General features: G+C 57.8%; 12 protein-coding genes. 7 read left to right on the forward strand and 5 right to left on the reverse strand.

Annotated features, from left to right (window positions below; translation table 11 throughout):
- Nucleotides 1–49: 49 nt before the first annotated feature.
- The 5 genes from VJU77_14540 to VJU77_14560 all read left to right on the forward strand — a co-directional run bounded on the left by VJU77_14540 (nucleotide 50) and on the right by VJU77_14560 (nucleotide 7,013).
- Nucleotides 50–679, forward strand: a complete 630-nt coding sequence (locus VJU77_14540) for a hypothetical protein (GenBank protein ID HKP04566.1) — start codon at nucleotides 50–52, stop codon at nucleotides 677–679.
- On the forward strand, nucleotides 676–1,305 hold the full coding sequence (locus VJU77_14545; protein ID HKP04567.1) for a hypothetical protein: 630 nt from the start codon (nucleotides 676–678) through the stop codon (nucleotides 1,303–1,305). The genes VJU77_14540 and VJU77_14545 overlap by 4 nt, the downstream gene beginning before the upstream one ends.
- Nucleotides 1,306–1,513: 208 nt before the next feature.
- Nucleotides 1,514–2,290, forward strand: coding sequence for a DUF899 domain-containing protein (locus tag VJU77_14550; GenBank protein HKP04568.1), 777 nt, complete (start codon nucleotides 1,514–1,516; stop codon nucleotides 2,288–2,290).
- A 115-nt stretch (nucleotides 2,291–2,405) separates the two neighbouring features.
- Complete coding sequence (locus VJU77_14555) at nucleotides 2,406–6,482, forward strand: hypothetical protein (GenBank protein ID HKP04569.1); 4,077 nt, start codon at nucleotides 2,406–2,408, stop codon at nucleotides 6,480–6,482.
- A 285-nt stretch (nucleotides 6,483–6,767) separates the two neighbouring features.
- Nucleotides 6,768–7,013, forward strand: coding sequence for a hypothetical protein (locus VJU77_14560; protein ID HKP04570.1), 246 nt, complete (start codon nucleotides 6,768–6,770; stop codon nucleotides 7,011–7,013).
- Between the two features lie 657 nt (nucleotides 7,014–7,670).
- Here the strand turns inward: VJU77_14560 and VJU77_14565 are convergent.
- A complete protein-coding gene (locus tag VJU77_14565; protein ID HKP04571.1) occupies nucleotides 7,671–8,267 on the reverse strand; it encodes a hypothetical protein in 597 nt (198 codons plus the stop codon).
- 57 nt (nucleotides 8,268–8,324) lie between these two features.
- On the opposite strand from VJU77_14565, the gene VJU77_14570 reads away from it, so the two are divergent.
- Both VJU77_14570 and VJU77_14575 read left to right on the forward strand, forming a co-directional pair.
- Entirely contained in the window at nucleotides 8,325–9,590 is a 1,266-nt protein-coding gene (locus VJU77_14570) for an aspartate aminotransferase family protein (protein ID HKP04572.1), read from the forward strand.
- A 113-nt stretch (nucleotides 9,591–9,703) separates the two neighbouring features.
- The gene (locus VJU77_14575) at nucleotides 9,704–10,168 is read left to right on the forward strand and encodes a DUF1801 domain-containing protein (GenBank protein ID HKP04573.1); all 465 of its coding nucleotides are present in this window, start codon (nucleotides 9,704–9,706) and stop codon (nucleotides 10,166–10,168) included.
- 152 nt (nucleotides 10,169–10,320) lie between these two features.
- Here the strand turns inward: VJU77_14575 and VJU77_14580 are convergent, their stop codons facing one another.
- The 4 genes from VJU77_14580 to VJU77_14595 all read right to left on the reverse strand — a co-directional run bounded on the left by VJU77_14580 (nucleotide 10,321) and on the right by VJU77_14595 (nucleotide 19,885).
- Nucleotides 10,321–11,205: a DUF4386 domain-containing protein gene (locus VJU77_14580; protein ID HKP04574.1), complete on the reverse strand. Its 885-nt coding sequence runs from the start codon at nucleotides 11,203–11,205 to the stop codon at nucleotides 10,321–10,323.
- A gap of 389 nt (nucleotides 11,206–11,594) precedes the next feature.
- Entirely contained in the window at nucleotides 11,595–13,814 is a 2,220-nt protein-coding gene (locus VJU77_14585) for a PKD domain-containing protein (protein HKP04575.1), read from the reverse strand.
- 243 nt (nucleotides 13,815–14,057) lie between these two features.
- Nucleotides 14,058–14,786, reverse strand: coding sequence for an alpha/beta hydrolase-fold protein (locus VJU77_14590; GenBank protein ID HKP04576.1), 729 nt, complete (start codon nucleotides 14,784–14,786; stop codon nucleotides 14,058–14,060).
- Nucleotides 14,787–15,163: 377 nt separating this feature from the next.
- Nucleotides 15,164–19,885, reverse strand: a complete 4,722-nt coding sequence (locus tag VJU77_14595; protein ID HKP04577.1) for an autotransporter-associated beta strand repeat-containing protein — start codon at nucleotides 19,883–19,885, stop codon at nucleotides 15,164–15,166.
- Nucleotides 19,886–20,002: the final 117 nt, after the last annotated feature.

A 20,002-nucleotide genomic window follows, 5' to 3' on the forward strand; every position in this document is an offset into this window, starting at 1 on the left:
CCCTCTTCTGATACAACACGTCACACGTCACACGTCCCTTGCCCCTGATATGAACAAAGCGATGCGTTTTCTTCCCCGGTTTCTCGCCGCGATTCAGGTCCTGCTGGCCATCGGCGCAACCAGCGCTGGCGAGATTCGCGAGTTCGATGTGAAAACGACCGAGCGGCTGGGCAACGAGCTTGTCAGGGTAAGTAAGCGCGCTGACCGCGGGTTCGCCACGCCCGCAAAGAAGCACGGAAGAGAAACCGCCATCGCGGCCGTCCGCGATCGACTCTACGACCAGGTCCGGTACGATTATGCGGTCTTGGACGATCCCGCTGGCAGCGGCTTTCTGGTCTACGCCCTCGCCATTCAAAAGAAGAAAGGCGGCATCACAACGGGAGGTCATTATCGGGTAACGACATCCGCTGACGGCACGGTCGCGAAGCGTGTCGATCTGCTATCTCAACTGATCGAACAGCCGAAACCAGCCGTGGGAAACAGCTTCGCTGCCCTGGTCATTGCGCAAGTTGAAGCCCAACATCCGGTCGAGACCTGGATTTACACCAGCGATCTTTATCACCTGCCAATATTCATAGCCACGATGGACAAATCTTTCTGGCGAATCGCGAACGGGACAATTCACAAGTTCACGAAGGCTGAGCTCGAAAAATTGGAATCCGCAGGGAAAAAGAAATGAAACGGTTTGCGGTTTTCATCATCTGCTTCCTGACGAGCGTTGAAGCATTGGCCGGCGAGATTCGCGAGTTCGACGTCAAGACATTACAGCGCCTTGGGAATGAACTAACGCGCGTCATCCAGACACCGGACCGCGGCGCAACCACGGCCGAGCGCAAACGAGCCAGGGAAACCGCGATCAATGCCCTCCGCGGCCGCCTCTTTAGTATCCGCTACGACTATGTCGTGCTCGACGACCCCGATAAGAGCGGCTTTCTGGTTTACGCGATCGGCTCGAGCGGCAAACCCGGGCAGTTCGTCCTCGCGGGTCATCGCCGCGTCACCATCTCGGCCGATGGCAGGAGGGCCGAGCGGGTCGACGCCCTTTCCCAGACGTTAATGATCGGCGACCCGCGTCGCGATACGCCCAAGGGCACTACCCCCGCGGCCGCCTATATGAATCAAATTGTGAGCAACAAGCCCGTGGAGACGCTCATTTACATCGCTCATCTGATGAAGCAGCCAATCTTTGTCGGCACACCGGACGGCCGCGTCTGGAAAGTCACGGGACGAGGAATGTCGATCGACACCACCAAGCCCGGGGACACTTCCCCCGCCGCCGCCGCTCACAAGGTCTTTGGCCGATGATGAATCGGAATAAAGGAAAGTGAGGTGACGTGAGACGAGTGACGTGACCTGTAGCGGCGGTCTCAGACCGTCGAACCGCAGCCGTCGGATCGGCGCACTCTCGGCAAGGAAAGTGACCTGTGACGAGTGACCAGTGACATGTTGATCAAGCGGTGCGAAATCTGATAAATCTTCTCGGTTCTCTTCACGTCACACGACACTTCTCCCTATGCATAAGACCGCATCGCGCCAAGAGTGGCTCACAGCACGCCTTGAGCTGCTCAAGAAAGAAAAGGAACACACCCACCGTAGCGACGAACTCGCGAAGCAACGTCAGGAACTCCCCTGGGTCCGGATCGACAAGGAATACCGGTTCGACACGACAGAGGGCACCAATTCGCTCGCCGACCTCTTCCGAGAAAACTCCCAACTCCTCATTTACCACTTCATGTTCGGCCCCGATTACACCGCCGGCTGCCCCGCCTGTTCTGCCATCGCCGACGGCTTCAACGGCATCACCGTCCATCTCGCGAACCACGACGTCATGCTCTGGGCGGTGTCGCGCGCCCCGCTCGCAAAGCTCCAGGCCTACAAGCAGCGGATGGGTTGGAGTTTTCCGTGGGCCTCGTCATTCGGCACCGACTTCAACTACGACTTCAGTTCCTCGTTCACCGAGGAGCAGGAGCGCGAAGGCGTCGAATACAATTACCGGAAAGAGCCGCCCTACGAGCCCCCCAAAGATCCCGACAGCGGTGCCGTCATGTTCGCCAAAATGAGCGGAACCGACCACGCGCACTATACGCGCGAGGCCCCTGGCATGAGCGCGTTTGCCCTCGAGAACGGCGTCGTCTACCACACCTACTCCGCCTACGCCCGCGGCCTCGACGCCCTGTGGAGCATGTATCAGTGGCTTGATCGCGCTCCGAAGGGGCGCAACGAGGAAGGCTTGTGGTTTCGTCGGCACGACGAATACGGGTCGGGCGCTCAGACCACCGGCTGTTGCTAACAACCGGGGACGCCCCTATGAACGCTCGTTCCCCCCGGCAAATCGCGGAATTCACTAACTCGTTTTTGCGAAGGTTCACGCACCCAGCGTTTTGGCCGAGTGATTGGTAACGGCCATGGGCGCGGAAAAAAAAGAGGGATTGGCTGGAGATCCCGCGCGGCGAGCCAGCGATGCAGTGCACGGTTTTATCTCTCAATTTTGGCATACGGTCCATGCTTGGCTAGACCTCCCATCAGGCGACATTCTGTTCGTCGAAGGTGCGGAAGATTTTGATGTAGTCTCGGGCCAATCAGCGACTGCCACGCAAGTCAAAGCAACGAGCGCGAACATCACCCTTCGCTCGGCGGACGTCGTAGAAACAGTCAAGAATTTCTGGAACACGCGACAAAAAAACCGGGACCACCGGATTTATTATCGCTTTCTTTCTACATCGGAGAAAGGCCAGGAGCGAGGAGCACCGTTCGGTCCTGGCGTCTCTGGTCTTGGCATATGGGAGCGGTCAATCCGTGACCCTTCTCTCGTCGAAGTCTTGAGAGCATTTCTCATCGATGAGAAATGTTTTGATGGAGATCTTAAAAGCTTCATCGAATCCGCAACAACGTCGGAGCTTGCCGAAGAATTGATTTCACGCATCACGTGGGACGTTGGAGCATCCGACAGCACTGGCGTGCAGGAAGCCGTCAAACGGAAACTAATCGATTTCGGTGTTACGCGTCATGTGCCTGCGCCGGATGCCGAACGTGTGGCGTCTCGACTTCTGCGGGAGGTCGCCGATGCAGCCGGGTCGAAAGAGCGTCGCGCTCTCCAATACGCCGACTTCGTTCAGATCTTTGACGAAGAAACGCGCATAAGCGTTCCAATTGCCCAGCATCAAGCAAGCGTGGCGGCAATTATTTCCCTCCTTTCCGGATCGTTATCGTCGACCTCCCTCACGCTTGACTTAAGGACGGCAACACAGCGTAAGCCGCCCCCTCTGCCTAAGATTTACGCGCCGCGAACAGCTGTTGTGCAACAAGCGCAATTGCAATTGACGCACAGTCACATCGTCTCTTTCCAAGGTTCGACCGGTAAAGGTAAAACGATCCTTGCTGCGCTTGTCGTTCAGTCGAGATCAGACCTTGTTTGGGCACCTTTCCGCGGACTGACACCGCGGGAAACGAATTCGGGTTTGCGACAACTCGGGCATGTTATTGACGAGAATCGCTCGCTGAAGACGATCGTGCTAGACGATCTGGATTTTGATCCGACTGCGACGCGCGATTACGAAGCGGTGCTTGGCGGGCTCTTGTACACAATTCTTGCCCGTGGCGGAGAAGTCATCGCGACGAGTGAGCGAGTATTCCCGCCGTCAATCTGGCGCGGCATGGGTCTCAGCAAAGATCCGACAATCGCCGTTCCGTCACTAGCGCGGACGGAAATTGAGAGTTTTGCTTTAAGTCTTGGTTGCCCCGCAGACAAAACGAAACATTGGGCTTCTGTCGTCGAGATGAAGTCGGAAGGGCATCCCCAGCTCGTACATGCGCAGCTCCTTACGTTGTCACGTCAGGGCTGGCCAGACGTCGACATGAACGCTGTTATTGAGATACCAAAAGAAATCGCGGCTGAGCGCGCGCGCGCGAGAATGCTCCTAGCGGAACTCCCAGAGGAGGAAAAGCGCCTTCTTTATTATTTAAGTCTCATCAGCGGACCTTTCAGGCGTGACCATGCTATAGCAATTGCGGAGATGCCGCCCGCTGCCGGCATCCCTGGCGACATTTTTGATCACCTGTTGGGTCCTTGGATTGAGCCGGTCAGCCCGAACTATTTTCGTTTGTCACCGTTGCTCGCGAACGCGGCCACCGAGGTGTGGTCGGCGGATAAGGTAAACGGTTATCGCGAACAGGTGGGTCTTGCGTTGCTGCAATGCGGCAAACTTACGACGGCGGAAGCAAACCAGATATTGATGCTAGGATTTGTTTCTCGGTCACGACCTCTTCTTTTTGCCATGTCGAGCAATATATTGGCTAGGAATTTGCCGCTGCAAGAGCCGATGGCCCAAAGTTTGTTTTGGCTGACAGCCCTCGTTACCGACAGGCCGGTATTTCCTGAGCAGCTACAGATTAACTGGATGCTCCGCGCGTTGCAGTTTCATGTTGCCGCTGCGCTTGCAGATAAAAACATCAATGCAATTGCAAATCGTTTGGACATCGAAACAACTTCGCAATTTTTGGGAGGGAATTACGAAATCGGCCGACTTCTTTCACTTCTGTCTGTCGTGTTAGCGTTTCAGGCCCGGTTTTCGCCTAAGATGCTGCTGCATTTCATTGACGAGATCGACCTTGTTTATTTGAGACTAGCAGCAGGAGACGATGATCTGGCTAGAGGCGTCCGAGAGATCAAAGCCAGTTTGTCGCGTGTGATACACAGTGAAGCAGGATTAGCGGCAGTCCTATTTGGCTTCGTCAGCATTAGGTGCGATGGGTCAGAGTATCTTTCGGCAACATTAGCGGAGCTACGAAACAATCGATCAAAGCTGATCGATCATTTTCGCGAATTTTTTGCAGCAGACGATATGCAGGCTCGAATGCTGGTCGATCGCGCTTGGATCGGCGATGAAAAGCGTGAGCCGCAAAATTGGAATCGCTGTATCGAGGTGATGCAAGAGGGAGTCGAGTTCGCCAAGGAGTTTGATGTGCCAAACCTGGCCGATGCGGCTGTTCGCGCGATGGTTATCGTTTGCGACGAGTATCTTAATGATCGTCCCCGCGCGTTCCAAATCTTGGAGAAGATCGGGGCGAGCCTGTCATCACATTCCAACGTTTATGTCGATGCTCATGCCAACTTGCTCGTAAGCGATGGTAGAAATGCAGATGCGCTTAAGCTTTGGGATAGCATTTTGCCAGATTGGCAGGTCCATCCGGTATCTCTGGATTCGAGCGTGGTATTCGCTCATCGAAAAGCGGGCATGGCGTCAGTGGGTCTTGAAGAATTTGAACGGGCGAGCCAATACTTTTTAACTGGAGTTGCGAAAGCGGATGCTGCGGGATTAACCGCTATTGCCGCAGGCTTGCTTGCCGACGCGGCGTTTTCCAAATGGCGCGGTGGCGACTTTGATTATGCAATTTCGGTATTCGTCGACGTGCTAAAACGTTTAGAGATCCTCCCCAACTCCAAAGAGGACATTCCTTCGTTTCGCGTTCGAAAGATCGTTGGGCAGATGCTGATCCACATTGAGCACTCCGCAGCCGGCGTGCAAAAAGAAGGCGCATATGCGCCTCCGCCGGGAGCCGGAAGTAATCCCGAAGCGGGCGAGAAATGGCTCGAACTGCCAGTGACCTCACCAGAGCAACTTTGGTTGTTGCTTGCGCAAACCGAAGCGGCATTGCATTTAGAGCCACGGGCATTCACTGAGCTTCGAACAAGAATAGGAGGATCAACTCTACCAACTGTCCGCTGGTTCGGCGCAGAGCTAGAAGTAAAGCATGCGATCAGAAGCGGAGAGTTGACTAAGCTCCCGATTACGGCCGAGGAAATGGCCAGAGTTAATCGACTTGTTTTCGGTAATCAATCCATTCGAAATGACTCCGCTGAGAAAGCGAACGAAGAGCTTGCCCGTGCTCCGGCGGAGCTTGGAGATATTGCTGTCGCTCAGCAAGTTTTAGTTTCTGGTCTTTTGTCGATCATCGTGCGTGAAACATCCATTTCGGATACTTTGGCCGACTGGTCGAAAGCCATTAAAGGGCTCGTAATCGAAGCCGGATTAAAATCTTGGCTTCAAGATGGGCGCGAAATCTTGCTGATGGCGACCGAAGACGCCGTAGTCATCGCGAAGTCAGAAGAACAACCTCGAGAGAGGCGCCTTCTGGCCGCTCTAAGAATGTCCGCTGATAAAACATTAGATGTCGACAGTATATTTTATTCACACGTCACAATTCTGGTCTTTTTTAGCGCGTCGATCGTGCGTTCTACAGCTGCCGAAGTTCTCGTGGCTATTTTAGCAAGAGTCTGGCCTGCGAAGATGATTTCCACGTTTGCCTTACAATCGCCGCGGCTGACAGTTCCAGCGGTCTTGGCTGCGTGTGAGTCGAATCTTGGGCCGCTGCAGAAATCGGCGAAGATACTCCTCGCAGTGCAACAAGCAATTGGGAGGCGCTTGCCTAAAGAATACCAGGATCAACTGAATTCAATTGCGTCGAAGTCTCAGTTGTTATGATCACAGCGGGCGGTAGGCCATTCTTGGCTGCCTCTCGGGGCTCAGGCGTCGAGATGAATTCGGAATTCGGGGTCAGTCCTTTTTTCTTGCAATTTGTTGCGTTCCAAACGGTCGTGATCCGATCGATTTTGGGTGCTGTATGTTGCGGGTGGGGACATTACACCGCCAATCCAACCCGAAAGGGTCTTCTCTTGAACGGCCCGCAGTCGCTTACCAAGAACGACGATACAAACCTCAGAATCTCGACATTTGAAACGAAGGGAAGTGAACGCCAGATTTGGGCGAATGCAGACCTCGTCGATTGCGGTGGCTGTAACGATCGTTCTCTTGGTTAGCCCGGCGAAGGCCGATCCCCCGCGACACCCGCTGTTCGGTCCGCCGCGCACAGCGCGCGGCGTGGTAGAGCGTATTCTCCTCTTTCGTAAACAAATGTTCCTTCATCACGGTGACGGTGGGCTCGACGGGGTCCTCGCGCTCCAGGGTGGCGTGCTCATGCCGGTGAGCGAGGATAGCGATGGCATCTACTACTAGGCGCCGAAGGGGGTGTGGGTCTTCGACAAGAACCACTTCAGCATATTTCCGCTTCCGGGCATTTTGTATCCGGGCGGTTTATTCTTCAGCAAAACCAAGCCGGACGACGTCTACGCGTATACGGGAGATGCCCGTAAACAAAATCAGTACCTGGACAGGGACCGCCGTCCGATTTCACCTGCCGCGCTCGCCCAGTTGCAGGTTGATCACGTGGCAACTGGGACGAAGAAATCTGGTCGCTGAAATCTCTGGCCTTGCGCGATTCCGGGTGTTCGGAGGTTGCAACTGCGCCTGCAAAAGCGGTCATGGTGGGCTGCCGGATGCCAGCATTCACCGTGACTGAGTATCTTGCCGCGTCTCCGGCGGATCGCTTGAAACGCGTTGAACGACGTTCGACCGGGGAATCAACCGGGTCCTGCCGGGATACGAATAGGCATCCAATCGGGTACGAATCTCCGAGCTTGCGTTGACCCGTTGGTCATACTTTGCAAAGTGTGGCATGCCTTTAGCCACCTCGTCTTCCAGGCTCAGCCGGAACTTTGCGCACCTGCCGCGCCGCGTCTTGATATGCGCGCTTTAGCGCGTCTGTAGCCGTTCGGCTTTGGCGAACGTGCGCGTCGCCCACAGGGCGACGGCTACAAAGGGAATTCTTGATCGCTACGAGCGCGATTCGTCGTCACCCCGTGACTTCCCGTCCGTATCCTTCTTTTCCAACGCCTCGCTGGCGTATTGCAACTCGAGCATGAGAGTGCGGGCGGATTGGCGGCCGGTGAACAAGGTCAGGCCAACGAAGAGAACGGAAAGAAAGATGAGAACAACTAGGAGACGGAGGTTGAATCCGACCTGGGTGACGACAAAGACAAGCGCGGCGAGGGAGATCAAGGCGAAATTGAAGACCGTGGAACGAACGAGGCGGTGTTGGTTGATGTGCTGTTGAAGCACGTGATAAATGTCCGGGTCTTTGGCGAGCACTCGCATGCGCATCGCGAGCGGCGTCGGGGCGTCCGCGCTTTCCGACGCCGCGCTGCCGCGGACGATCCAGCTAAACGGCAGCGAGGAGATAGCCTTGTCGCAAATCAGGCCGAACAGGTAGCCCACTCCGACAAGGCCGAAGGAGAGTTGAGTCGCCCATTGGTTAACGAAATCGAATCGGATCCATTGATAACCGAAGACCGAGAACACAAGCAAAAGGATCCAGGCCACGACTTCGAAGCCGATAATGACCAGCTCGACAATGATCGGGATCTCTTTCATGGCATGCGGCGATTGTGGCGGGAAAACGGCGAAACGAGAAGATAGAACTTGCGACCGGTGCGGTTCCCGGCGGTGGCGGCCACCGGCTTTCCTGGCGTCCGGGGCGGTTCCCAAAAGCGTTTCCTTGACGTGAAGCTCGAACAACGCGCGCGCAAGTTTCTCGGTCGCGCTGCGGACGCGGAGGAGTTTCAGGTCGCGCGCACTGACGGCAGCTGCGTTTTCGATTCGAAAGGGAAACGTTACATCGATTTTTTAGCGGGCTGGTGTGTGGGCAATCTCGGTTGGAACAACCCCGAGATCGAACGGGCGTTGCGAGCCGCCCCAAAAGTAACCTATGCGTATCCGTATTATCTTTACCGGCCCTGGGTCGATCTGGCGGAATTGCTGGCAAAAATCGCGCCGGGCCGCCTGACGAAATCGTTTCGCGCGACCGGCGGCAGCGAGGCGGTCGAGATCGCGCTGCAGATCGCGATGGTGCACACCAACCGGCGCGGCGTTATCTCGCTCGAGAACGCCTATCACGGCAACACGATCGGCGGACTGAGCATTGGCGCGTCGAGCAATCGCGAAACCTATCCGAATTTGCTTCCCCATTGTTACAAAATCTCACCGCCATTGAATCGCGCGGCTCTGGGCAAGATCGACAATCGATTGCGGAAACGCGACGTGGCCGCATTCATCATGGAGCCGATCAGTTGCAACCTGAACGTCCTCGTGCCGGACAAGGAATTCATGACTGGGCTGGTGCGGCTTTGCAAAAAATATGGGACGCTGCTGATCGTGGATGAAGTTGCATCCGGCTGGGGCCGCACCGGCCGCTTGTTCGCGACCGAACATTTTCCGATTGCGCCGGACATCATGTGCCTGGCGAAAGCAATCACGGGTGGTTACGCGCCGATGGGGGCAGTGATGACGACAGCCACCGTGGCAAAGTCGGCGGAAGAAGATGGAAGTTTTTATTCGACTTACGGCTGGCATCCGCTCGCGGTCGAAGCTGCGCTCGCGAATGTACGGTACTGGATTCGGCACAAGACGAAATTGCTCGCACATGTGAATGCGATCGGCACCGTGTTTGCGGAGCGACTGGCTCAGATCGAATTCAAACAGCGGCCTACGATTCGCGCAAAAGGATTAGCCATTGCCGTTGAGTTCGATGATTCGGATTACGCGGATAGGATTGCCAGTCGTTGCGAGGAAAATGGATTGCTCCTCAGTTCCTCCGGCAATGCGATCACAATGTTTCCGCCCCTAAACATAGAGCGGAGACTTGTGGAAGAAGGACTCAAGATTCTGGAAAGCTGCGCGGTCGGAAAAAGAAGTTAACGACTCAGATCTGAGTTAAAGGTGCGAGTCGCCCTGGCAGTTGGCGCACGTGATCCAGCCGATATCGCACGGTGCAATTGCGGCCGGGAACGCTCTCATGGTAGGCTTGCCGGATGCCAGCATCTATCGTGACTGAGTATCTTGCCGCGCTCCCCGCGGATCGCCGTGACGCGTTGAACGAAGTTCGCCGGGGAATTAACCGGGCCCTGCCGCCGGGTTACAAAGAAGGCATCCAGTTTGGCATGATCAGCTGGTTCGTTCCGCTGTCCACATATCCGGCGGGCTATGGTGGCAACAAAAAGGTCGCGCTGCCGCTTGTCAGCCTGGCGTCACAGAAGAATTACATGGCATTGCACATGGTTTGTTTTTACGGACAGCCGGCGTTGCGGGAGTGGTTTACCGCGCAATACGCCAAGAGCGGCAAGAAACTGGACATGGGCCAGGGCTGTCTTCGTTTCAAGACGTTGCCGGACCTCGCGCTGGATGTGGTGGAAAAGACGGTGGCCCGGCTTCCGGTCGAGGATTACATCGCAGGGTATCAGGCTATGCGGGGCGCCGCCAAGAAAAGTAAGAAGTAAGAAGGAAGAAGTAAGAATGGAGCGCGCGAGTCGAGCGACATAGACGACGGAGAGGGTAGCGGTAAGCGAGTTGGGAAGTTGATCCAGCGAGGGGCGCGCTCGTCGTTGCCGCGCAGAGCAAAATCACTACCGATCGACCCGGCGAGCGGCCGTCATTGGCGGCCGGACGGATTACTTGAATGTGTTCCTTTGACCAGGAGCCACATGGCCAGGGAGGCTTCACCGAAGAAGCAAGGGATGATGATCCAGGGAGAGAGAAGATGAGCCAGCGAAGGCGCGATCGCGTCGGACAATGTGCTGATGAAGTAGCAAATCCCGGCAATGATCATCATCACGCCGATAGTTTTTGGCACCAGGGCGGTGCGCAGGATCGCGGTTCCAAGGGCGGCGCAAAAACCCGAAAAGAAGAATAGAGCGAGCCCGAAGCCGATTTGAGAGAGACGGAGGGCAACGTAGAGGAGTGCCTGCCGATCTGCTCCGCCGATGCCGGCCAACGCGCTCGGGAATTCAATCGTTAAGAGTGGGACATAGAGCGGGAGAAGAGCCGCGGCTTCCACGGCTTGAGACACGATGCCGGACGTCAAGGCGATCAGGGCGAGAGTCGGCTGGACCTGCTTAATAATTCCGTAAAGGAGCACGTTCATCACCGTGGCCGGACCGGCCAAGTAGATGAGATGAACCGCAATACCCCAACGCCAGAGCGATTCATGGGCGGCGATGGCTGCAGCTGTAGCTGCGGTGTCGCCATGGACCGTGACAGACTCATCGACGATACCGGCAAATAAACCGCCCGCGATGACGAGGACGTAGAGCGCGCCAGCGATTCGTGCGGTCCGGCGCGTGCCCGCTGCCTCGGCTATGGCCGGGCTGCCAGGAACGTTCGATTCCGAGTTCGGGGTCACGCTGCGGACGTTATATTCCCCGACACGAAGCGTCGAGGGGGCAATGATATTGTCGTGATTGCCGTCCGGCAGGCGCCGGGCGGAAGAATTCTGTCGTGCCGCATCGCGGGACTCGATCGCGAGGCTAATAGTCATTCCAGCGGTTTAGCGCTGGGTTATTTTTCAGAAGGAAATACGGACGCGTCCGCCGCGGAGGACGCGTTGCAATTGGAGACGCTCTGTCTTGCGTCGCCCACAGGGCGACGGCTACAAGAAGAAGCAGTGTAGGGCAACCGCAGCGGTTGCCTCGAACGAGGGCAGCCGGCGCGCCCGGCCTACAAATCTCGCAGGCGAAGGCAACGACAGGCTCCCCGCTTGCCTATTGTAGGGCAAGCACTCGGCTTGCCGGGGAGAAATCACGGCAACCGAAGCGGTCGCCCTACAATGTTAGAAATGCTGGCCGACGTATTCCCACATCTGGTGGTGCCAATAGGGCCATTCGTGGCCGCCTTTCGGGCCCCAATCGTCGAGATTCGAAGTCCGCCCTACGGCGTCCCTCGATCGTAGATTTCAATAAGGCCGACACCAATGGAATTGGTGTCCCCATACATCAGCGCAGTGTAAGGGCCTGGCGACAGCGTAGCAGCGATGGCCGCCTCGAGATTGCTACTCGGCGCCAAACCCGCCGCACTGATTTCCGCTGCTTGAGCCGGAACATCCCGCCAGTCGTTATTCGCGATGAGGAGGGATCCATTGAGATCGCGCAGTTCCAGGGTGGGATTCGCCAGAGCGTTTGGCACCCCTGCCGCAGCGAGACTGGGACCAATTCCCCGCACCACAATCCGGTCCTCCCCGCTGTTACCGCCCAGAATGAAGCCCGCGATCACGATGTTGGAATTCGTCCCGACAAAGGCCCGCGTGCTGATATTAGCCAGCTTCGAGTCCACTGTCTGACTCAGGTCGTACACTTCTACCACGCCGATACCGGAAGTATTATTCTTGCCTCTGATGACCGCGGTATAGAGGCCAGGACTCAAGGTCGCATCTATCGCTGATCCGAAATCATCGTAGGGCGCGAGGCCAGTGGCCAGGATCGCGGCAGCCTGGACAGGATCATCTCGCCAGTTGTCGTTTGTGATCGTAGGAAATGCACCCGGACCGTGCAGTTCCAACACCGGGTCATACAGCCGATCGAACTTGACGTACATTGCCCCAATGGCCCGAAGAACCACGTGTTTGGGTGCGTTGCCGGTGATGATAAACCCACCAATGCCCACGTTATCACCGGTCTGCACTCGCATCCGGCTGGAAAGGTTGAGGGCCTGGGCCGCCGGAGACGAGCTGGGTGTTGCAGTTGGAATCGGCGTGGTGGTTGGGGTTGGTGTGGGCGCGGGGGTGGCAGGGGGCGTTGGGGTCGGCGAAGGGGGCGTTGGGGTCGGCGAAGGGGGCGTTGGAGTCGGCGAAGCAGGAGTCGGGGTTGGCGAAGCGGGAGTTGGGGTCGAGGTCGGCGTGGGTGAGCTTTGCGCCGGGGCCACTGAGATAGGCAGAGCCCGCAACGTAGTATTGCCGCTGTCATCGGTGACGGTGAGGCGAACGGAATAATTCCCCGGCGCCGGAAATGTCTTCGCCGGATTCTGCGCGATGGAAAACGTGCCGTCGTCGAAGGTCCATTGATACGCCACGATTGTTCCGTCAGGATCGGTGGCACTTGCCGTGAAGTTCACGCTCAGTGGAGGCGGGCCGCTCGAGACGCTCGCGCCAGCTGTTACCTGCGGCGGCTGGCCGGTAACAGTTCGCTTGAGAAACCAGGGGGCGGCGGTGGGATCGGTCTTGAAAAACGCGAGAAGGTGAGCGCCCACTTTCGGCACGCCTCCGCTCGCAGAAGGATGCGTAAAGTCGGACTCGAGATCGGAGCAGAGCCAGGTGAACCCATCGGAGCGCGGGGTAAGACCGTCAGCCCAGATATAAGGACCCCATAAGATCAGCGGCGCAACCACGGCGCCCTTAGCAGGATCGAAATTAAGATTGCCTGCGCCGGTAATCTGATCCTCAATCGTCCACTTAACTGCGAAGCCGGTCTCATAGGCGAAGGGCTCCGGATTCAAGGCGGTCGGAGTATTCGTGTAAGCCCGTGAGCGCGGGGAAAGATAGGTGATCTTGATGTTAGGGAATTTCGTCTTGAGATTGCGCACGATGATCTCAAGGTCGGCCTGCAACGCCTGCGCGTGCGCCGGGAACGCACCGTAGTTATTTGGACCTGCCAGTGCTTGCTTGAGCCAGGCCACTTGCACCTGCTGCGGCGCAACCCCGGCCGCTGCGAGACGCTGATTGACTATGCTCCACGTCGTCGCGTTCGGGTTGATCCAGGCCGGAGCGTCCTGGCCGCCTTGCGCGCCGTCTACGATAACCAGCTGCGGATTCTTCGCGGGATCAGCGTCGGCGCGCAGTTTGAAGTTCTGTGTGCCCTTGGTCGCGAATTCCTGCGTCGTGTTTGACATGCCGATTGAAATCATGACGATCCTGCCATTGACCGAATCCGGATCGCCGGAGGCGTTCAATGGCTTGATCTGATCGGTGGCTATGGTGAGAGCAGCCGCAGCGTGCGCATTCGGAGGCGTATCGAAACCGGCTGGATACAGCCCTGCCGTGAAGCCTTGGTAACTACCGGGTCCCAAATCATTGAGCGGAATGGTGCCGGTGCTGGTAAGAGAACAGTCGGCGCGCAGAAGCGCAGGCCTTAGGACAAGCGCTGCGACAAACAACATGGCGCACCAACCTGCGCGGCGTGAAAGGCCCCTGACCGCTGGGACGGCCGGCGCGGCCCAGGCAATGAGGCGGGGAATCTCGGCAAGTGCTCGGATGCCCGGATCATGCCCGGGCCACCGCGAGAACGCAAGCCTTCAGGTCCGCCGAGCGCGGCGCCAGCGCGCTCTCGTCCTCTCATTGCAAATTGTCAGGAGATCGGATTGTAGGCCGTCTCGTGAGACGGCGTGTTTAACAATCAGCGGCTAAAAATGCTGGCCGACGTATTCCCACATCTGGTGGTGCCAATAGGGCCACTCGTGGCCGCCTTTCGGACCCCAGTCGTCGAGATGATGAGGAATGCCGGCGTTCCGGAGGACTTCGGACATTTTGTAGGTGGGGCCGGGTTGTTCCCACGGGCCGCAGCCGGTGGCGAGATGGATGTCGCAGCTGGCGAGCTGCTCGCGAAACCAGGGATCATTCTGGTTCGCCATGTAGTCGACCGGGTTATTGAAGTAGAAGTTGTCGTCGTACATTCCGTCCATGGAATCGCGCAGATCGTAAACGCCGGAGAGGGCGTAGCAGCGCTTCACGCGGTCGGGGTGTTTGAAGAGAGTGTTGGCGGCGTGATAGGCCCCGAGCGAGGCGCCGTAGGTGGTGACCGGGACGGCGCTCTGGCATTGGTCGTAGATGAAAGGGATGACTTCGCTGGCCACGTAGTCGTCGTATTGCGCCTGGAGCCAGCTGCGATGGAAGGGGTGCGCGTTCTTGTTATTGAACGAATCGCTCTGGACGCCGTTGATGCAGAAGATCCTGATCCGGCCCTGGTCGAGATACGGGGAGAGGGTGCGGATCATGCCCTGGCCTTCCTGTTCGTGTTCGTCCCCCATGCTGGTGGGGAAGGCAATGATGGGCAGGCCGTAATTGCCGTAGACGTTGATGCCCATGTCGCGGCTGAGGCGGTGGGAATACCAGCGGTGATGTTCGCGATGCATAATTCCGCGAAAATACCCGGTTCGCGGGAAGTGCCAATCCCAAATCCTAGATTCCAATCGGTGTGGGGCGCGTGTCACACCCGCAGCGGGAGGGGAAGGCGGAATGATTCTGCGGGTGGAGACACCCACCGCTACAGCGATTCAGTTTTTCGGGTCCGGCCGGCGGTCGCGGGTGGGCTCCCAGTTTTTGTCGGGGTTGAAGCGAATGACCATTTCGCTTTTTCCTTCACGAGGGGAATCGCCATCGGGAAATCATCGTTGCCCTACCGAGACAATCACGCGCCTGGAATTTTTGGGATCTGAACCGAGTGACAATTTTTCCTTTACGCTGGCCGCAAGCGCCATTGCCCGATGTTCGTTTCGACGGAACTCTTGGATTACTGAACGCTGTAGACCTCGACGAGTCCGATACCGACGCCGCCGTTCTTCCCAGCAAGGATGGCCGTGAAGGCGCCGGGCGGCAGGGAAGTGTAGATACCGGATTCCTTCGGATCGGACGGCGCGAGCTGACTGGCAATGAGGGCCGCGGCAGAAACCGGATCGCTCTCCCAGTCGTCGTTTGTGATCAAGACAGTGCCATTGCTGTCGCGCAGCTCGATTGTCGGATCCGCGAGGACGCCGTTAAGACCGAACTGGCTGAGCGATGGGCCCATCCCGCGGACCACGACGTTGCCGTTGGCGGTGCTGCCGCCCAGGATGAACCCGGCGATAAGGACGTTGTTTCCGGATTGGACAAAGCCGCGGGTGCTGATGTTACCCAGGTGTGAATCGGAGCTGGCGCTCGCATCGTAAACTTCCACAACGCCGACGCCGGTAGTTCCATTCTTGCCGGTGAGGAGAGCGGTGTACGCTCCGGGTGCAAGGGTGACCACCATCGCAGATTCGCGATCGTCACCCGGTTGCAGGCCAGTGGCCTCGATCTCTGCGCGTTGCGTGTCCTTCCAATTATCGTTCGACTGGATCAGCAAGCCGTTGGAGCCGCGCAGTTCCAGGAACGGGTCGGCAAGGAAATTGGTGATGCCAGAACCGGCGAGGACCGGGCCCATTCCGCGGAGGACGATCTTCTTCGGCGCGTTCCCGGTGATAATGAAGCCGCCGATCATAAGTTTGTCACCGGTGCCGACGTTGAGACGACTGGAGAGGTTCATCGGCCGAGCTGGCGCCGCCGTTGGGGTGGCCGTAGCAGTAGCGGTCGCGGAAGCCGTGGCAGTGGCGGTTGGGGTAGGGGAAGCCGTAGCAGTGGCCGTCGGTGTAGGTGTCGCCGTGGCCGTAGGCGTCGGTGAGATTACGGGCGTCGCGGTCGGAGTTGCGGAGGGGGTCGCAGTCGGCGTCGCGGTTGGGGTCGCAGTCGGACTAGCTGTGGCCGTGGGGGTAGCGGTTGCCGTAGCAGTTGCGGTTGGAGTCGCGGTGGCAGTTGCGGTCGGAGTCGCAGTGGCAGTTGCGGTTGGCGTCGCAGTGGCGGTTGCGGTTGGCGTCGTAGTGGCGGTTGCGGTCGGGGTCGCAGTGGCAGTTGCGGTCGGAGTCGCAGTGGCGGTTGCGGTTGGCGTCGCGGTCGGTGTTGCAGTCGGCGTCGCGGTCGGCGTTGCAGTTGGCGTCGCGGTCGGAGTCGCCGTTGGGGTTGCGGTTGGCGTTGCAGTTGGTGTTGCGGTCGGAGTCGCGGTCGGCGTCGCCGTCGGGGTGGCAGTTGGCGTCGCGGTAGGTGTAGCCGTGGGTGTCGCAGTCGGGGTAGCGGTTGGCGTCGCTGTCGCCGTTGCGGTCGGTGAGGGGGTTGGCGTTGGCGTTGGCGTGGGCGCCGCAACGGTCAGGACGACGCTGTTCGCGTTATAAGTAATGGTGAAATCGGTGCCATCAATGTTGATAGAAGAGCCTTGCGCGAACGTGCCGGTGAGCACGTCGGTGCTTTGAATGATGGCGAACTGTTGTCCGGGTGTGGGCGTGAAGCCGTTGATGAGCGTGCCGCTGAGGGTAGTGACACCGGCCCCGAGACTAACGGTCCCAGTAACTTGCAGCTGATCATATCCGGTGCCGAAATTCACGCCGCCGATTTCGATGGTGAAAGTCGTTGCCGTGTTGAAGGTCACATTGCCGGCGGAAGTCAGCACGCCGGCGCTGTTTCCTGGGGCCACGGATCCATTGGTCGCGATAATGCCGCCGACTGTGCCGGAGCCGCCCAGCGTCCCCCCGTTAACATTCATCAAACTGCCGGAAGTGTTGCCGTTTATCAGCAAAGTCCCGGCGTTAATCGTCGTGATGCCGGTGTACGTATTCGAGGCGTTGCTGAGAGTCAGGATGCCGGGGCCATTTTTCACAAGGCCGCCCGCGCCGCTTATTTGCCCCGTCCAAATGGAACTAAGGCCGCTGCCAATGTTGGCGCCGACGCTTCCACTCCCCGCGATCGGAATGCTGCCGCTTGGGGGGTTGATATTATACCCGACTCCGTTGAGGACGAAATTGTTGTTGATGGTCGAATTATCCAGCGGGGTGAGGAAGGCCAGCCCGCTCGTGTTCGAATTGTTCGTCGAGATCAAGCCGGTGGGCAGCGCTCCGGAGGTGTAGGCGATGAAACTATTGTTGTTCGTGCCATTAATGATAAGCGGGGCTGTGGCGCCTGGTGTGCCATTGAAGGTCACCTGGGTGTTGTTCCCTGTTTCGCCGAGCCAGAAGCCACCAGCGTTGCTGTAGTTACCCGAGAACGTCATGCGCCCGTTGACGACGCGAATGGAGGAGGGACCGGAGATGTTACCCATGAAATTGGTGGACCCGGTTCCGGTGGCGCCGCCGCCTTGGATCCGGAATGGGGTGTTCACCGTGATATTACCGGTGAGGGTTTGAGAACCAGTGGTATTATTCAGGGGACTCAGCCCGGCCATGAAAGAGTTGCCAAGCGCTACACCGACGTTGGCCTGAGTGCCGTTATTAACGATAATGTCACGACCGATGGTGGCGTTGGCGCCTGCGCCCGAGATACTGAGGCTGGGAACTGCACCCACCATATCGGGGTCGTTGGCTGAGACGCCCAGGGTAATCGCTCCCTGACCAGCGAGCGTCTGGCTGATGTTAATATTAAAAGCCCCCTCGCGAACTTCGATCGAGCCACCGAAGGTGTTCGTAGCCAGGGCGATCGTTCCTATGGTGTTCTCTGTGATCGTTCCAGCAAGTCCGGACAAGTCGCCGCTCAGGGTAAGCGTGCCGGTGGAATTTAGTAAGCCAGCGCTGCCGGTGATGGCGCTACTCACGGTATTGGTGCCAAAGAAGGTGCCGGGGGCGGAGCCGAAGGCAATCGTTCCGCCAGTGTAGGTGCCTGTGCCGCCAGTGCTCAGGACCATTCCGGAATTGATTCCCAGAGTGACACCGCCTCCAAGCGTGAGAGCAAAGGAGGTGGTGCCGCGCTTTAGGGCGTTGATATTCACCGAAGAACTAACCGTGGCGGCCGCGGTCACCGAAACGTTCGTTCCGGATGTGCTGAAGTCAGTAGAATAACCGGTGTAAGGCGTGAGTCCGGTCGCGCCGTTGTAAGTAAGGAAGTCAGTCGTCTGGACAATGCGCGGCAAGATGCCGGTCGCGTCCACGGGGGGAAGGGTGCCGTTCACAAAAACCTTGTCGTTAACGGCAAGGCTGGTCGAGCTCAGGGTGAGGGTCGATCGCGCCGCCACGGTGAGATCGCTCGCAATGGTAAAGGTGGCTGTGCCAGTCCCACCGGTATTTATCGTAAAGACATTGTTTCCGCCGAGCACGCTGACGCTGCCGATCGTCTCGGAGGCAGCGACATTATTTTGCCCCCGGTAAGTAAAGTTGGCGTCGCGTAGCTGAAGCGCGACGTTGTCCGCCAAACGATTGTTATTCTGCGCCCCAGGAATTGTCGGAGAAAAGTTCCCGGCTCCGCCGATGGACGCGTTATTCTCAATTTGGAAGGTGGCGCCGGAGAATACCTGGATCGTGGTGGCTGAAAGATAAGAGCCGTTGGCGCCTTGGAGCGAAAGTGCGCCCTGACCGGTATTTCCAATCACTTCAACCGAAGTAGAAGCATTCGTGCCAGTGACGGCGCTGAAACCGCCACCGATTCGAGTCGATCCGGTGTAGGTATTGTTGCCGAACAGGCCGATCCCATCGCCGGGGGCCATAACGCCGTTCTGATTGTAACTCAGCGTCTTGAGGAGCGAACCGTTGGAAAGAACCCCCATCAGTTGCAGCGCTCCCCACTGATTCTGGGTTACGGCGTTTGAGACGCGGATGATCTGGGTGCCGCCGCCGAAATCCAGGTTGGGAGCGATCGTGTTGCTGCCGACACTGAAGTTAAACACATTTCCCAGAACATTGATCTCGCCGGTGACGCGCAGGGTCCCGGTGCCGGTAATACCAAGACCGGCCGTGTTAGTGGCCGGATTAAAGGCGAAGAAATCCGTGTCGTTATAAAAGGTGATCGAGCCCAGGGTGATGTTCAGGGCGCCAAAATCAAACAGGCCATCGGAAATGCCGAGACGCGTGGTCGCGGGCAGAACGCTGGTGTTCATAATCTGGGTAGTGCCACTGTACTGGGTCGGAGTTTGGCTGCTGATTCCTCCCGCGTAAATGTCGACGGGGAGAATGTTAGTCGCGCTGGTAAGGGATAAGCCGAAGCCGCTAAAAGTAAGAGGCCCGGCCAACTGCAAGATTCCCTGGCCCGCCTTCGTCAGGCCAAACGAGCTGTTGATTGGCGTGTTGATCGTGGCGGTGAGACCGGTATCCACGAAGGCTTTCCTGGTGCCAAGCGAACTGGTGCCACTGACGAAGTTGAGCGGGCCGGAGCCATTCAGGACATAGCCGCCCGCGATTAAGCCAATACTGTTGACGTTGATCGGCAAAGCGACGCTGACCGTACCGACGCCGGTCGAGCCGAAGATCGCGCCGTCTCCGTTCGCGTTATTCCAGATGCCCGAAGACCAGTTCATGTCGGTGGTGTTCCAGAGAAAATTTCCCTGGCCATTGTTCCAGGTTACATCAGCGGCGCGGAGCGGAGCGACGATAACGCAGAGAAGCGCGAGCGTGAGTAAAAAGAAGAAGCGCGAGGTGCGCTTACGGGAACGAATTGACGACAATACGGCTGTGGGAGACGCGTTCATGGCCGCGATTGTGCACGGTTCGCGCCGCGTCCGAAATGGGACCTTAGTCTTATCTAATTCCGTTAACCTACGGAATAGTAATCCATTCGTTAGGCAAAGTTGCGGGACAGATTCGAT

The sequence above is a fragment of the Chthoniobacterales bacterium genome, assembly GCA_035274845.1.
Lineage (GTDB): Bacteria > Verrucomicrobiota > Verrucomicrobiia > Chthoniobacterales > UBA10450 > AV80.